This is a genomic window from Frigoribacterium sp. PhB107 (genome assembly GCF_003751515.1).
Classification (GTDB): Bacteria; Actinomycetota; Actinomycetes; order Actinomycetales; family Microbacteriaceae; genus Frigoribacterium.
In genome coordinates, this window is the sequence record NZ_RJKU01000001.1 from 259,119 (window position 1) to 273,058 (window position 13,940).

Consider the following 13,940-nt stretch of genomic DNA (forward strand, 5'->3'; position numbering starts at 1 on the left):
ACGCCGACGGCGACGGAGTCCGCACGGCTCAGCGCCGCAGGTCGATCCCGAGCAGCGCGTCCACGGCGTCGACGTCGACAGCGGTCGCCGGTCGGCCGGCGGCCACGTGGTCGTCCACGGCGCGGATCGCGCGGGGCGTGTCGAGGTCGTCCGCGAGGGCGGTGCGCAGGGCGGCGAGCAGCGGCGTCGTCCCGGCCCCCGCCTCCTGCGCCCCGACGCCGGCCGCCCAGGTCGCCCAGCGCGCGAGACGCGCCTCGGCGTCGACGAGGTCCTGGTCGAGCCATTCCCAGTCGGACCGCCAGTGGTGCGCGGTGATCGCGAGGCGGACCGCACGGGCGTCCCGGCCGGCGGAGACGAGCTCGCTCACCTTGACGAGGTTGCCGAGCGACTTGCTCATCTTCTCGCCCTGGTAGGCGACCATCCCGCTGTGTGCCCACTGCCGGGCCGACGGCTCGCCGGTGATCGACGTCGCGTGGGCGGTGCTCATCTCGTGGTGCGGGAAGACGAGGTCGCTGCCGCCGCCGGCCACGGTGGCCGTCGCGCCGAGGTGCTGCTCGGCGATGACGGTGCACTCGATGTGCCAGCCGGGCCGGCCAGGGCCCACCGACGACGGCCAGGACGGCTCGTCGGCACGGGCCGCACGCCAGAGCAGCGGGTCGAGCGGGTCGCGCTTGCCGGCGCGGTCGGGGTCTCCCCCCCGCTCGGCGAAGAAGCGGGCCATGGTCGGGGCGTCGTAGCGGCTCTCGAGGCCGAGGTGCCAGGAGGTGTCGCGCTCGGTGCCGCGGACGTCGAAGTAGACGTCGTCGCCGGCCTCGGAGCCCGGGGTCTCGACCCGGTAGGCGACGCCCGAGTCGATCAGGCCCGCGACGGCGTCCGCCACGTCTCCCACGACGTCGGTCACCGCGACGTAGTGCTCCGGCGGGACGACGGCGAGGTGCTCCATGTCCGAGCGGAAGAGGTCGGTCTGCGACGCGGCGAGGGCCCGCCAGTCGACGCCCGTCGCCGTGGCGCGCTCGAGGAGCGGGTCGTCGACGTCGGTCGTGTTCTGCGCGTAGGTCACCCGCAGGCCCGCGTCGCGCCAGACGCGCACGAGCGAGTCGAAGGCGAGGTAGGTGCTGGCGTGACCGAGGTGCGTGGCGTCGTAGGGCGTGATCCCGCAGACGTACAGGGTCGCGGCGCCGTCGACCGGCCGGGTCGTCACGAAGGAGGCGGTGGCCGTGTCCCAGAGGGCGGGCAGCGGCCCGTCGCCCGGCAGGCTCGGCACCGTGGGCGCGTTCCAGGACCTCATGCCGCCACCACGCCCGTGCCGAGCAGGACCAGCAGGACGCCGCCGAGCAGGATGCGGTACACGACGAAGGGCAGGAAGCTGCGCTTCGAGATGTAGTTCATGAAGAAGGCGATCACGACGAACCCGACGACGAACGCCACGACCGTCGCGGCCAGGGTCTCGCCGAGCGAGTAGGGGCCGGGCTCGCTGAAGCTCTGGACCAGCTCGAAGAGGCCGCTGCCGAAGACCGCGGGCACGGCGAGGAGGAACGAGAACCGCGCCGCTGCGGGGCGCGTGTAGCCGAGACTCAGCGCGGCGGTGGTCGTCGCGCCCGAACGGGAGACGCCGGGGAAGAGCGCGAGCACCTGGGCGACGCCCACGGCGATGCCGTGGCCGTAGGTCATCTCGTCGAAGCGGGCCGTCTTCTTGCCGAGCCGGTCGGCGAGGCCGAGCAGCACGCCGAAGACGATCAGCACGATCGCGACGATCCAGAGCGAGCGGAAGACGGTGCGGATGTACTCCTGCGCGAAGTACCCCACCAGCACGATCGGGACCGTGCCGATGATGACGAGCCAGCCCATCCGGACGTCGGGGTCGGTGCGGGGGATCTTCCCGGTGATCCCCTGGAACCAGCGGGTCACGATCCGCGTGATGTCGCCCCAGAAGTAGATCACGACGGCGAGCTCGGTGCCGAGCTGCGTGATGGCGGTGAACGTCGCACCCGGGTCGAAGGCCGCGGCGGCGTCGGGGTCGGAGAAGAAGAGGCCGACGAGGCGCAGGTGCGCGCTCGACGAGATGGGGAGGAACTCCGTCAGGCCCTGGACGAGGCCGAGCAGGAGTGCCTGGAGGAGATGCTCCACGCGGGGTGCCCTTCTGGTGGGGGTGTCAGTAGGTCGCCAGGAGGTCCCGGAGGACGCGACTGCCAAAGGCTAGTGCGTCGAGCGGGACCCGCTCGTCGACCCCGTGGAACATCGCCGGGAAGTCCATGTCCTCCCCCAGGCGGAGCGGGGCGAAGCCGTAGCCGGCGATCCCCAGCAGGCTCAGCGCCTTGTTGTCGGTGCCGCCCGACAGCAGGTACGGCAGCACGGGCGCGCCCGGGTCGTGCCGCTGCAGGGTGTCCGTGATCGCCTCGACGAGGTCGCCGGAGAACGGCGTCTCGAGCCCGATGTCGGTGTGGACGGTCTCGATCTCGACGTCGTCGCCGACGAGCTCGCGCACCTGGGCGAGGACCGCCTCCTCCTGGCCGGGCATGCAGCGGATGTCGACCCGCGCCTCCGCCGTGTCGGGGACCACGTTGTGCTTGTAGCCCGCCGTCAGCATCGTCGGGTTCGTCGTCGTGCGGAGCGAGCCGCGGATGAAGCCCTGCGCCGTGCCGGTGTGCAGCACGAGCTCGTCCGGCGCGGTCTGCGTGACGTCGACGTCGAGGATGCGCGCGACCTCGCGGAGCAGGGCCGTCGTCGTCTCGGTGAGGGCGATCGGCCACTCCTGGCGGCCGAGCGCGGCGACGGCCTCCGCGAGCCGCGTCACCGCGTTCGCCTTGATCATCTGGGAGCCGTGGCCCGCGGTGCCGCGGGTGCGGAGGGTGATCCAGATCAGCGCCTTCTCGCCCGTCTGCAGCAGGTACGAGCGACGCCCGTCGATGTAGGTCGAGTAGCCGCCCACCTCGCTGATGGCCTCCGTGGCCCCCGCGAAGAGCTCGGGGTGCTCCTTCACCAGGAAGTGCGAGCCCAGCACTCCCCCGGCCTCCTCGTCGGCGAAGAAGCCGACGACCAGGTCGCGCGCGGGGCGCTCGCCGGAGCGGATGATGTCGCCGAGCGACGTCAGCATCATCGCGTCCATGTTCTTCATGTCGACGGCGCCGCGGCCCCAGAGCATGTCGTCCTTGACGACGCCCGCGAACGGGTCGACCGACCAGTTCGCCGGGTCGGCGGGCACGACGTCGAGGTGGCCGTGCACGACGAGGCCGGGCTTGGCGCGGTCGGCGCCCTCGACCCGGGCGACGACGCTGACGCGGCCCGGCTCGGACTCGAAGAGCTGCGGCTCGAGGTCGAGGGCCCGGAGGGCCTCGGCGACGTACTCGGCGGCGTCGGCCTCGCCCTCGGACCGGCCGCCGCCGTAGTTGGAGGTGTCGAAGCGGATCAGGTCGCGCGCGATGACGGCCGTCTCGTCGAGGTCGTGGTGGTCCGGCTGTGGAGCGCTCGTCGTCATGCGGTCCACGGTACCCGGCGACCGCCTCCTGCCCGTGGTCAGGAGTGCCTCCGCGGCCGTGCTAGTGTTTCGTGGTCGGCTTCGGCAGGCACCATCCAGTCCGGGTGGCGGAAATGGCAGACGCGCTAGCTTGAGGTGCTAGTGCCCGTATAGGGCGTGGGGGTTCAAGTCCCCCCTCGGACACCGATCGCAAGTTCCATACCTTGAGATCACGACATTGGTTGAGACAGTGTCAAGAAAGGGCCCCGCTTCGGCGGGGCCCTTTCCCTTGTCCCGTCACTGTCGCCGTGAGTGACGGGAGCCGTAGGGTCGGCTCATGTCGCTCCTCATGGCCGCCACGCGCTCGCTGCTGTACCTGTTCCCCCGCACGACGCGCAGCGAGCAGAGCGTGCGGCGCGAGATCGCGAAGCGCGGTCCGGAGGCCGCGCCGTTCCCCCGGGTGCTGCACCGCGTCGCCGTCGTGACGGAGACGACCGTCGAGGGGCAGCGCGTCGTCCGGATCACCCCGCGTCGGGGCGCGACCGGGGCGCACCTGATCTGGACGTGCGGCGGTGCGTACGTGTACCCGGCGCTCCGCACCCACTGGGCCCTGCTCGCCCGGCTGGTCCGCGCCTCCGGCGTGACGGTCACCGTGCCGCTCTACGGGCTCGCGCCCGAGCACGACGTCGACGACGCGGTGCGGCTGCTCGACGCCGTGCACGACGGCCTCCGCGCCGAGGGGGCCGACGTCGTCCACCTCGGCGGGGACTCGGCCGGCGGCGCGCTCGCCCTCGCGCAGGCGATGCGGCACCGCGACACGGGCCGGCCCGCCGCCTCCTCGGTGCTGCTGGTGTCGCCCTGGCTCGACGCGACCCTGAGCGATCCCGAGGTGCCGTGGCTCGCCGAGCTGGACCCCATGCTCGGACGGGACGGCCTGGTCGTCGCCGGCGCCTGGTGGGCCGGCGACCGTGACCGACGCGACCCGCTCGTCAGTCCCCTCTTCGGCGACCTCGCCGGGCTCCCGCCCGTCTTCACGTACCAGGGCGACCGCGACCTGTTCGTCGCCGACGCGAAGGAGCTGGCCCGGCGACTCGCCCGGGTCGACGGGCGTGGCGAGCTGCGCGTCTACCGCGGGGCATTCCACGTCTTCGTCGGCGCGCCCTGGACGAGGGAGGCGCGGCGCGCGACCGCGCACCTGGCCGGCGTGCTGCGCGGCCGGCCCTGACCTCCGGGTGCCGGCCCGCGCCTCCGTCCGGCCCGGGATCGGCCTAGTCTCGGCGGCGACGAGTGAGGGCCCGCACGAGCGCGGGCCGGACGAGAGGACGAACACCATGGAGCACACCAGACTCGGCACGAGCGGCCTGCGGGTCTCGACCGTCATCCTCGGCTGCATGAGCTTCGGCGTGCCGGGCAGGGGCGCCCACGAGTGGACCCTCGACGAGGAGGCCTCGCGGCCCTTCATCCGTCGGGCCCTGGAGCAGGGCATCACGACGTTCGACACCGCCGACGTCTACAGCGACGGCACGAGCGAGGAGATCGTCGGCCGCGCGCTCGCCGACTTCGCGCGACGGGACGAGGTCGTCATCGCCAGCAAGGTCAACGGCCGGATGAACGACGGGCCGAACGGCGCGGGGCTGTCGCGGGCTCACGTCATGAGCGCGATCGACGACAGCCTGCGCCGGCTCGGCACCGACCACGTCGACCTCTACCAGATCCACCGCTGGGACCCGGAGACTCCGATCGAGGAGACGATGGAGGCGCTGCACGACGTCGTGCGCTCCGGCAAGGCGCGGTACATCGGCGCGTCGAGCATGTGGGCGTGGCAGTTCGCGAAGGCGCAGCACACGGCCGACCTCGGCGGCTGGACCCGCTTCGTCTCGATGCAGGACCAGTACAGCCTGGTGCAGCGCGAGGAGGAGCGGGAGATGCACCCGCTCTGCCTCGACCAGGGCGTCGGCGTGGTCCCCTGGTCGCCGCTCGCGCGCGGCAAGCTGACCCGCGACTGGGACGCCACGACCGCGCGCACCGAGACGGACCGCTTCGGCCAGACCCTCTACAAGCAGCAGGAGGACGGCGATCGTCGCGTCGCCGCGGCCGTGGCGGAGGTGGCGGAGGAACGGGGCGTGTCGCGCGCCCAGGTCGCCCTCGCGTGGGTGCGCCAGCAGGAGGTCGTCTCCGCCCCGATCGTCGGAGCGACCAAGATGCAGCACCTGGACGACGCCGTGGCCTCCGCCGACGTCTGGCTGACGGACGACGAGCTCGACCGGCTCGAGACGCCCTACGTGACCCGGGAGAACGAGGGGTTCTGACCCACGGGGCGCGGCGTCCGTCTACTGTGAGCCGCACGGGCGGCGAGGACGCCGACCGCCACGACGAACACGGAGGCACCCCATGGGCACCGAGCACCACGGCACCGACGAGCAGCACGAGCACACCGAGCACACCAGCACGGAGAAGCACGAGCACCACGAGGGCCACGTCGACGGCGACACGCACGTCTCGCACGACAGCACGACGTCGAGCGAGTCGGACGGCTCGTACGTCGACAGCGACATCCCGGAGGACGGCGGCACGACCGCCGGCCCCCACGACGGCGAGGCCGACGGCTCGTACACCGACTCGGACGTCCCCTCCGACCGCTGACGCAGCTGGTCGCACTCCCCCGCACGACGCCCCGCGCCTCCTCGAGGCCGGGGCGTCGTCGTGCCTGCGGGCCACGTCGTGCTCGGCCGTGGTCCCGGCCGGGCATCGCCGAGCCCGGCCCGGCGGCTCGACCCGTGCGCTGCCCGCAGAGTACGGTCGTCGCAGGGAGGAACACATCCATGACACAGCGAATCATCATCCTCGGCGGCGGTTCCGCCGGGCTCACCGCCGCACTCGAGCTCCAGAAGCGCCGGCCGCCGCAGAGCGCCAGCATCACGTTGGTCGACCAGTCGCCGTACTACACGTACCAGCCGTTCCTGCCGGAGGTCGCGGGCGGGCACATCGCCCCGCGCGACGTGACCGTGCAGCTCCGGAAGGCACTGCGCAAGACGTCCGTGGTCGAGGCCGGGGTCACGGGCCTCGACTCGGCCGCGAAGAAGGTCACCGTCACCACGGCCGACGGTCGTGACCAGGTGCTGGCCTACGACCAGCTCGTCGTCGCACTCGGCGCCGTCACGCGCACGTTCCCGACGCCCGGCCTCGCCGAGAACGGCGTCGGCTTCAAGAGCGTGGAGGAGGCGCAGTACGTCCGCGACCGCATCCTCGGGAACATCTCCGAGGCCGCGTCGGTCACCGACGCCGCGACGCGTCGCAAGCTGCTCACCGTGGTCTTCGTCGGCGGCGGCTACACCGGCGTCGAGGCGATGGCCGAGCTCGACGACGCCGCCAAGGCGGCCGTCGACCAGTTCCCGACCCTGTCGCGCGACGAGCTGCGGTTCGTCCTCGTCGAGGCTCTCGACCGCGTCGCGCCCGAGGTCGGCCCTGAGCTCTCGAAGTGGACCCTGGGCCACCTGCGCGGCCGCGGCATCGACGTGCGCCTCGGCACCACGATGCCGTCGTGCGTCGACGGCGACGTCGTCCTCAGCGACGGCGAGACGATCCCCGCCGGCACCATCGTCTGGACGGCGGGCGTCAAGCCCAACCCGGTGGTCGCCGACCTCGGCCTGCCGCTCGGCCCGAAGGGCCACGTCAACGTCAGCGCCACCCTGCAGGTCGAGACCGAGCAGGGCGAGAAGCTCGACGGCGTCTGGGCGCTGGGCGACGTCGCGCAGGTGCCGAACCTGCTCGCCGAGAAGCAGCCTGCCTACTACCCGCCGAACGCGCAGAACGCCGTCCGCCAGGCAGTCACCGTCGCGGACAACGTGATCGCGGCGCTCTCGGGCGCCCCAGCCTCCGAGTACCGTCACGAGTCGCTCGGCACGGTCGCGAGCTACGGCATCGGCAAGGGGGCGGGCGTGCTCAAGGGCGTGTCCGTCACGAACGTGCCGGCCTGGCTCGCGCACCGCGGGTACCACCTGTACGCGATGCCCACGCTGAACCGCAAGTGGCGCATCCTCACCGGCTGGATCACGAACTTCTTCGGCGGCCGTGACCAGACGCCGCTCGTCGGCCTGAAGGACCCGCGTGCCGGGTTCCTGAAGGTGACGCCGGTCGTCCAGCCCAAGTCGGACCCCGCGACCGAGTCGAAGAGCGCGGCGAAGCCCGCGACGAAGACCGGCGCCGCGAAGAAGTAGCGCGACCGTCCGATCGAAGGAGGCGCGTCCCGGGTGACCGGGGCGCGCCTCCTTCGTCGTCGCCCCGCGTCTGCGCTCGTGCACGGTGCCGCCGGACCGTCTCCGGCCGGGTCGTCGGTTCGTGTACGCTCACGATCACTGAGGTAAAAGGCGTCGCGCTCTGCGACGCACCCGCACGCGGCATCGAACGAGTCGCCACTTCTTCCCAGAAGGAGTGCACCCCGTGTCCCCCAGTACCTCTGTCTTCCGCGGTCGCCTGCGCGCCGGCGATGCGCCTCCGCGGCTGTCCGACGCGTGGATCGCCCTGGCCGGGTTGTCCGCGGTGTTCCTGTTCGAGATGCTCGACACCTCGGTCCTCAACGTCGCCCTGCCGACGATCGGCCGTGAGCTGGGCTCCTCGACGACGGGCCTGCAGTGGGTGTCGGGGGCCTACGCGGTCGCCTTCGGCGGGCTCATGCTGCTCTTCGGCGCCGTCGCCGACCGGGTGGGGCGACGCCGCGTCATGCTCACGGGCCTCGTGTTGCTGGCCGTGGTGAGCCTCACGACCGTCGCGGTCACGACGACCGAGCAGCTCGTCGCCGTCCGGGTGCTGACAGGCGTCGCCGCCGCGATGACCACCCCCGGGTCGATGGCGTTGGCGTTCCGGCTGTTCGACGACGAGGGCCTCCGCGTCCGGGCCCTCACGGTGATCTCGACCGCGGGGCTCGTCGGCCTCGCCGTCGGTCCGACCGTCGGCGGGTTCGTGCTCGCCGTCGCTCCGTGGCAGGTGCTGCTGCTGGCCGACGTGCCGATCGCCGTGCTGGCGTTCGTCGGCATCCGGTGCGGCGTCGCTCGGGACGACGCCGCGGGGCTGCGGCCAGACCCCGTCGACGTGGGCGGCGCGCTGCTCGGCACCGCGACCGTGGCGGGACTGCTCGTGACGCCGACCGTCCTCGTCGGGCCAGCTACCGCCTCCTCGTGGGGGTGGGCCGCGGTCGTTCTGACCGTCGCGTGCGGGGCCGGGTTCATCGTGCGCCTGCGGACGGCGCGGCACCCGGTGGTCGACCTGCACCTGCTCTCCCGCCCCCTGGTGTCGAGTGGCCTCGCGTTCAAGGCCGCGTCGGGCCTCGCCGTCGCCGGGCTGTCGTACCTCGTCACGCTGCAGCTGCAGTTCGCCTGGGGCTGGCCGCCGGCCCTCACCGCCGCCGGCACGCTGCCGCAGGTCGTCGTGCTCCTGGCGGGGAGTCGCCTCGTGGGGCCGTTCGTGCAGCGGGTCGGCCTCGGCCGGGCGGCGTGGGTCAGCGCGGCCGCGGTCGTGTCCGGCCTCGCCGTCTTCGGCGCCCTGAGCCGTCACGGGTACGTCTGGGTGCTCGTCGCTCTCGTTCTCGTCGCCGCCGGCATGCGCGTCGTCGGCGTCGTGGCCGGAGCCTCCGTGCTCACGGGCCTCCCCGCCGACCGCACCTCGGTCGGTGCGGCCCTCGTGGACACCTCGAGCGAGCTCGCGGGAGGAGCCGCGGTGGCCGCGGCGGGCACGATCGTCGCGGCCGTCGTCACCGGCAGCATCACGACCACCCCGTGGACAGCCCTGCGACTCGCGGACTTCGAGGACGCCCTCACCGTCGCCGGGCTCGGCCTCGCCGCCGTCGCCGCCGTGCTCGTCGTCGTCGGGATGCTCCGGGCACGAGCCGCCGACCTGGCCCCCGGCACCCCTGCGCCTGCCTCCTCGACCGCTCTCGCCCCCACCACCCAGGAGCCCTCTCGTGCCTGACGTCACCGCCCTGCCCCGCCCGCCGTTCGACCCCGAGTTCGTTCCCTTCCTGGAAGCCATGGACGCCCGCGGCCGCTTCCGGCTCGAGACCGAGATGCTGCCGCGGATGCGACAGCTGGACATGACGGAGGCGCAGCTCGACGAAGGACTGCGCGCCCGCGGTCTCGAGAGGCGCAGCGTCACCGTTCCCGGGCACCTCGGCGACCCGATCGCCCTCGCGGTCGTGCAGCGCATCGGCCGCACCGGGACCGCGGCCTGCGCCTACGCGATCCACGGCGGCGGAATGATGTTCGGCCACCACCTCGGCAACCTCGACTCGTACGACGACTGGCTGTTCGTGCACGACGCCGTCCTGGTCAGCCCCGACTACCGTCTCGCCCCGGAGCACCCCGACCCGTACCCGGTCGAGGACTGCTACGCCGGCCTCGTCTGGGTCGTCGAGCACGCCGACGAGCTCGGCGTCGACCCGGGGCAGGTCATCGTCGTCGGCCAGAGCGCCGGGGCCGGACTCGCCGCCGGCACGGCGCTCCTCGCCCGCGACCGACAGGGGCCGGCCCTCGTCGGGCAGGTGCTCGTGAGCCCCATGCTCGACGATCGAGACGCCACCCTCTCCGCCCGTCAGTACGACGGCGTGGGCGTCGCCGACCGAGAGATGACCCGGTTCGGCTGGGACGCCTATCTCGGCGACCGCCGCGGCGGTGACGACGTGTCGATCTACGCCGCTCCCGGTCGCGCGACGGACCTCGCGGGCCTCCCGCCGGCGTACGTCGACTGCGGCAGCGCCGAGGTGTTCCGTGACGAGACCGTCGCCTGGGCCAGCGCACTCTGGGCGGCCGGCGTGCAGGCGGAGCTGCACGTGTGGCCGGGGGCGTTCCACGGGTCGGCGAGCATGATGCCGGGAGCGACCCTGTCGCGCCGGGCCGTCACCGCGCTGTGCGAGTGGACCGGGCGCCTCCTCGATCCCACACCCTGACGGGATCCCGGGGCGGGCAGGTGGATCGCCCGCTCCGGGCCCGCCCCTGGAGGACTCGACCCAGGGTCCCGACCACGAGACCCTAGGACGATCCGTCACCTGGCACCCGTCGACGAGCCTCCGGACCGGACCGACCGTCGACGAGTCGGGGCCAGTACGTACGACACCCCGCGATCACGTTCTCCAGGACACGGAGCGGGTGTGCCCGTTCGATGACGGACCGGCCGCGCCGGTGTGCCGCTGAGCTCGCAGGACAAGCGTGCTCGTCACGACGAGGAAGATCGACACCGCCAGCGTGAGATGGGCCGCGGGGTTGATCCCGACCTCGAGGAGCCATCCACCCCACCATGAGGTGAGCTCGTCGTCCAGGCCCCGGACGACGGAGTACGTCCGGATCTGGATGATCGAGCCGACGGCGATCTGGAGCAGGGTCAGAGCCGCGAAGCTGAGTCGAAGCGCGAGCTGGTCTGCCAGGGGTCGTCGTCGGGCGGCGAAGACGAGCACCAGGAGGGCCACGCAGCTGACGACGGTCGTGCGGAGCGACTCGAGCACCCCAGGACGCGGAGTCGTGATCGCCACGAGTGAGTTGTAGCAGTCCGGAACTCATCTCGGCGACGGTGCCGGTGAACGGGCAGCTAGGTGCAGCGGCAGCTTGCGGCTACGCCCCAGACCCCGCTGCCTATGGTGGGGTTCCTGGGTGCACCCGGGCGTCCCGCCGGGATCATCGCTTGAGGGTGTCGCTGGGGTACTCCCCGAACTTCTCCGTGTAGCTCGCCGCGAACCGGCTCAGGTGGACGAAGCCCCATTCCCGGGCGACGTCGGCGACGGTGCCGGCGTCGGGGTGCATGTTCGTGAGGACCGCCCGGACGTGCTCGAGGCGGACCCCGCGGAGGTACTCCGTCGGGGTCACCCCGAGCTGGCGACTGAAGGCCTGCTGCAGGCCTCGGGGGCTGAGGTTTACTGCCTGGGCGATGTCGGTCGCGCTGATCGGGAGGCGTGCGTGGGTGTGGATGTACTCCACGGCCTCCCGGAGGCGCGCGTTCCGCGGGGCAAGGAGAACCGGGTCGACCTGGGGGGCTGTGTGGGCGAAGGTGTCGAGCATCGCGATCGCCGTCATCCGGTTGATCTCGGCATGCAGGAGCGGTGAGGGCTCGGTTCCGAGGACGGTCCTCGCCGCGGTGCCGATGGTCTGCTTCCACTGCCGCAGGCGAGCGTCGTCCGGCTTGGTCATCATGTCGAAGACGAGAGGGCCGGGCAGGGCGCCCTCGTGCTCGGCGGCGACCTTCTCGAGGTAGGCGGCATCGAAGTGGACGAGGTTCTGCCGGTAGTCGACCATGTCGAACGAGAACTGCTTGCCGGTCGGGAACACCACGGGGTGGCCCTGCTCGAGGGCGAGCTGGTCGTCGTCGAGGTCGTAGACACCCTCGCCGGCGGTGATCCACGCGACGATGTACTCGTCCTTGGGGACCAGGGAGCCCTGCATCGACCCGAGGAAGGTCGAGGACCGGAGGGTCACGTCGTCGTTGCCGGTGCTGGTGTACCGGTAGGAGAAGTCCTGCCCGCTGCGCTCGGTGCGGAACTGGTCCCCGTTGTACGTGTCCTCATAGAGGGCCCTCGCCTGGTCGAGGCTACGGCCAGCCGTCTCTGACTTCGCGTAGGAGTCCTCACCTGGTTGCACCCCGGAACTATGTCACGAAGACCCCCCGTAAAAAGCTCAATAGTTTAGGAAGTGTCCGAATTGCGCGTTGGCTGCCACTGCTGCGACGGGTCGCCGAGGACTTCGCGGAGGGCGACCTTGATCGCGCCGGCGTAGCCGAGAGGCAAGCGGGTGCGCTGGCGGGCGTCCCCGCGGACGGTCACGACTGCCTCGTCACCGTCGGTGGTGACGTCCCAGGACGTGATCTGCTCGAGCTCCACGACGGTCGGCACGGTCTTGTCGGGCTGGTCGAGGACCACCCGGTCGCGGTAGACCGCGACCCCTCGGGCGTCGTGGTCGACCTCGACGCTGCACTCGAAGACAAGATCGTCCGCCAACGCACCGTAGAAGTCCGCCCAGTCGTCCATGAGTGCGACGTCGCTGCGTCCGCGCACAGCCAACGGCAGCGGCTGTAGCTGCTGGTCGGTCGTACGAGTCATGAGCGCGATGCTTTCGGGTCGGTGTGAGGTGCAGGCCTGTGTCTCAAGGACACCGCTGCACCCGCGGGTGGACGGCCTCCACTGTGCCCCACGTGTCGCCCAGTGTCGAAACGGATGTACGCCTTCACAGGGCTGAGCCCCGGGAAACCGGGCGGTAGTACGCATCCCGGTCAGGGCCGCGTACCCCAGTTCGTTAAACGCGCACCCCAGTTGGTCCCGGGCGAGGGGCCTGCCATGGTTCCCCTATCGGCGCTCCTTATGAGCGCGGGAATCAGCAGCAGCAAGAGACGAGACAGATCATGAGCACCGTTCACGCCCCGAACAGCGCCACCGCCCGTTCCCCCTTCAGCGAGGTCCGTGACACCCACCGCCAGGCGAACCTCGCCGTCATCGCCACCGCCGCGGTCGCCGCGTCGGCGTCCCTGATCGCCGCGTTCCTTGTCGCGCTCGGGATCGGTGCATGAACACCGTCTCCGCCACCACTCCTTACATCGAGATGACGCCGACAGAACCGTTCGACGTCGCAGCACTCCTCAAGGAACTCGCATGACCAGCACCCAGCTCCGCACCCTCAGCCACGACGCCCTCGTCGACCACGTCCGCACCCGCTTGACCGGCACCCCTGCCGCACCTGCCCGCGAGGCCGTCTCTGCGCGGAGCGGCTACGTCGGCCTCGACGGTGTCCCGGCCGTTTGCATCGACGTGTACCCCAAGCGCCGCCGCCGCGACACGGCCGCAGCCCTGTCGCGCCTGGCACGGATCACGAGCCGCCACGAAGTCGGACTCCGGGCATCGGCCGCTGAATTCACCTACGCAGACTTCTTCACGTCCGAGCCGGCACAGCTGCTGATGGCGTCCTGATGACCTTCGCCGAGCGCATCCTCGCCGAGAGCACGACGGACCACGAGTCCTCCTTCGACACCGCCCTCGAAGACGACTGAGCACACGACTCAGCAACTGACCGACCGATGACGCCCAGAAAAGCCGCGGACCGGAGGACCACAGGCCCCGTGCTCTCGACATCCGCACTGCAGGGCCTGGCCCATGAGGACCTCGTCAGCTATCTGAAACTGACGCTCGCAGTCACGTCCTCTGGATCGGATCCCTCCCTCATCTCCTGACCTCAGTCAGCTCGCCCGGAGTTGCCGGTGCTGACTGATCGAACGCCTCCATCCGCGCTCCCCGCACCCGCAGTCCCTAGCTGCGGTCCAGATGGAGGCTCCGTGAAGCGATGACGCTTCGCTCTGCTGGGTCGCTGTGACCCGAAGATCAGCGACCCAGCAACACCTGCGGCAAAGGCACCGCGATGCCACCGAGCCGGCCCACGAGCCGTGGAGCCCGGCCAGCGATCGTCTACCGGACGCAGTCAGCACCTCCAGACACCCTGGGATGCTCGTGTCGTGACTGTTGGAT

Annotated in this window: 14 protein-coding genes and 1 tRNA gene; 9 read left to right on the top strand and 6 right to left on the bottom strand. The window is 71.6% G+C overall.

Features of this window, described 5'->3' with window-relative positions; genetic code table 11:
• Positions 1 to 28: 28 nt before the first annotated feature.
• The 3 genes from mshC to EDF18_RS01120 are packed head-to-tail and all read right to left on the bottom strand — an operon-like array spanning position 29 to position 3,475.
• Positions 29 to 1,288 (bottom strand): cysteine--1-D-myo-inosityl 2-amino-2-deoxy-alpha-D-glucopyranoside ligase, encoded by a 1,260-nt coding sequence (gene mshC / locus EDF18_RS01110; protein ID WP_123545646.1) that lies wholly within the window; start codon positions 1,286 to 1,288, stop codon positions 29 to 31.
• Positions 1,285 to 2,127 (bottom strand): undecaprenyl-diphosphate phosphatase, encoded by an 843-nt coding sequence (locus tag EDF18_RS01115; protein WP_123545647.1) that lies wholly within the window; start codon positions 2,125 to 2,127, stop codon positions 1,285 to 1,287. The genes mshC and EDF18_RS01115 overlap by 4 nt, the downstream gene beginning before the upstream one ends.
• Before the next feature lie 25 nt (positions 2,128 to 2,152).
• The gene (locus tag EDF18_RS01120) at positions 2,153 to 3,475 is read right to left on the bottom strand and encodes a M20/M25/M40 family metallo-hydrolase (RefSeq protein ID WP_123547203.1); all 1,323 of its coding nucleotides are present in this window, start codon (positions 3,473 to 3,475) and stop codon (positions 2,153 to 2,155) included.
• Between the two features lie 98 nt (positions 3,476 to 3,573).
• On the opposite strand from EDF18_RS01120, the gene EDF18_RS01125 reads away from it, so the two are divergent.
• From EDF18_RS01125 to EDF18_RS01155, 7 genes are all read left to right on the top strand, one after another.
• Positions 3,574 to 3,658 (top strand) — tRNA-Leu (locus tag EDF18_RS01125).
• Positions 3,659 to 3,791: 133 nt separating this feature from the next.
• The gene (locus EDF18_RS01130) at positions 3,792 to 4,679 is read left to right on the top strand and encodes an alpha/beta hydrolase fold domain-containing protein (protein WP_123545649.1); all 888 of its coding nucleotides are present in this window, start codon (positions 3,792 to 3,794) and stop codon (positions 4,677 to 4,679) included.
• Between the two features lie 106 nt (positions 4,680 to 4,785).
• Positions 4,786 to 5,763: an aldo/keto reductase gene (locus EDF18_RS01135; RefSeq protein ID WP_123545651.1), complete on the top strand. Its 978-nt coding sequence runs from the start codon at positions 4,786 to 4,788 to the stop codon at positions 5,761 to 5,763.
• Between the two features lie 82 nt (positions 5,764 to 5,845).
• Positions 5,846 to 6,097, top strand: coding sequence for a hypothetical protein (locus EDF18_RS01140; RefSeq protein WP_123545653.1), 252 nt, complete (start codon positions 5,846 to 5,848; stop codon positions 6,095 to 6,097).
• 179 nt (positions 6,098 to 6,276) lie between these two features.
• Entirely contained in the window at positions 6,277 to 7,671 is a 1,395-nt protein-coding gene (locus EDF18_RS01145; protein ID WP_123545655.1) for an NAD(P)/FAD-dependent oxidoreductase, read from the top strand.
• A gap of 223 nt (positions 7,672 to 7,894) precedes the next feature.
• Positions 7,895 to 9,418 (top strand): MFS transporter, encoded by a 1,524-nt coding sequence (locus EDF18_RS01150; RefSeq protein ID WP_369878079.1) that lies wholly within the window; start codon positions 7,895 to 7,897, stop codon positions 9,416 to 9,418.
• On the top strand, positions 9,411 to 10,391 hold the full coding sequence (locus EDF18_RS01155) for an alpha/beta hydrolase (protein ID WP_123545657.1): 981 nt from the start codon (positions 9,411 to 9,413) through the stop codon (positions 10,389 to 10,391). Before EDF18_RS01150 ends, EDF18_RS01155 begins: the two co-directional genes overlap by 8 nt.
• Before the next feature lie 174 nt (positions 10,392 to 10,565).
• Here the strand turns inward: EDF18_RS01155 and EDF18_RS01160 are convergent, their stop codons facing one another.
• From EDF18_RS01160 to EDF18_RS01170, 3 genes are all read right to left on the bottom strand, one after another.
• Positions 10,566 to 10,970: a hypothetical protein gene (locus EDF18_RS01160; protein ID WP_148050019.1), complete on the bottom strand. Its 405-nt coding sequence runs from the start codon at positions 10,968 to 10,970 to the stop codon at positions 10,566 to 10,568.
• A 142-nt stretch (positions 10,971 to 11,112) separates the two neighbouring features.
• Entirely contained in the window at positions 11,113 to 12,069 is a 957-nt protein-coding gene (locus EDF18_RS01165; protein ID WP_123545661.1) for a helix-turn-helix domain-containing protein, read from the bottom strand.
• A 44-nt stretch (positions 12,070 to 12,113) separates the two neighbouring features.
• Positions 12,114 to 12,527: a hypothetical protein gene (locus EDF18_RS01170; protein WP_123545663.1), complete on the bottom strand. Its 414-nt coding sequence runs from the start codon at positions 12,525 to 12,527 to the stop codon at positions 12,114 to 12,116.
• A 299-nt stretch (positions 12,528 to 12,826) separates the two neighbouring features.
• Here EDF18_RS01170 and EDF18_RS16185 point away from each other — a divergent pair, with 299 nt between their 5' ends.
• Entirely contained in the window at positions 12,827 to 12,991 is a 165-nt protein-coding gene (locus EDF18_RS16185; protein ID WP_158614588.1) for a hypothetical protein, read from the top strand.
• An 82-nt stretch (positions 12,992 to 13,073) separates the two neighbouring features.
• Positions 13,074 to 13,388: a hypothetical protein gene (locus EDF18_RS01175; RefSeq protein WP_123545665.1), complete on the top strand. Its 315-nt coding sequence runs from the start codon at positions 13,074 to 13,076 to the stop codon at positions 13,386 to 13,388.
• Positions 13,389 to 13,940 lie beyond the last annotated feature (552 nt).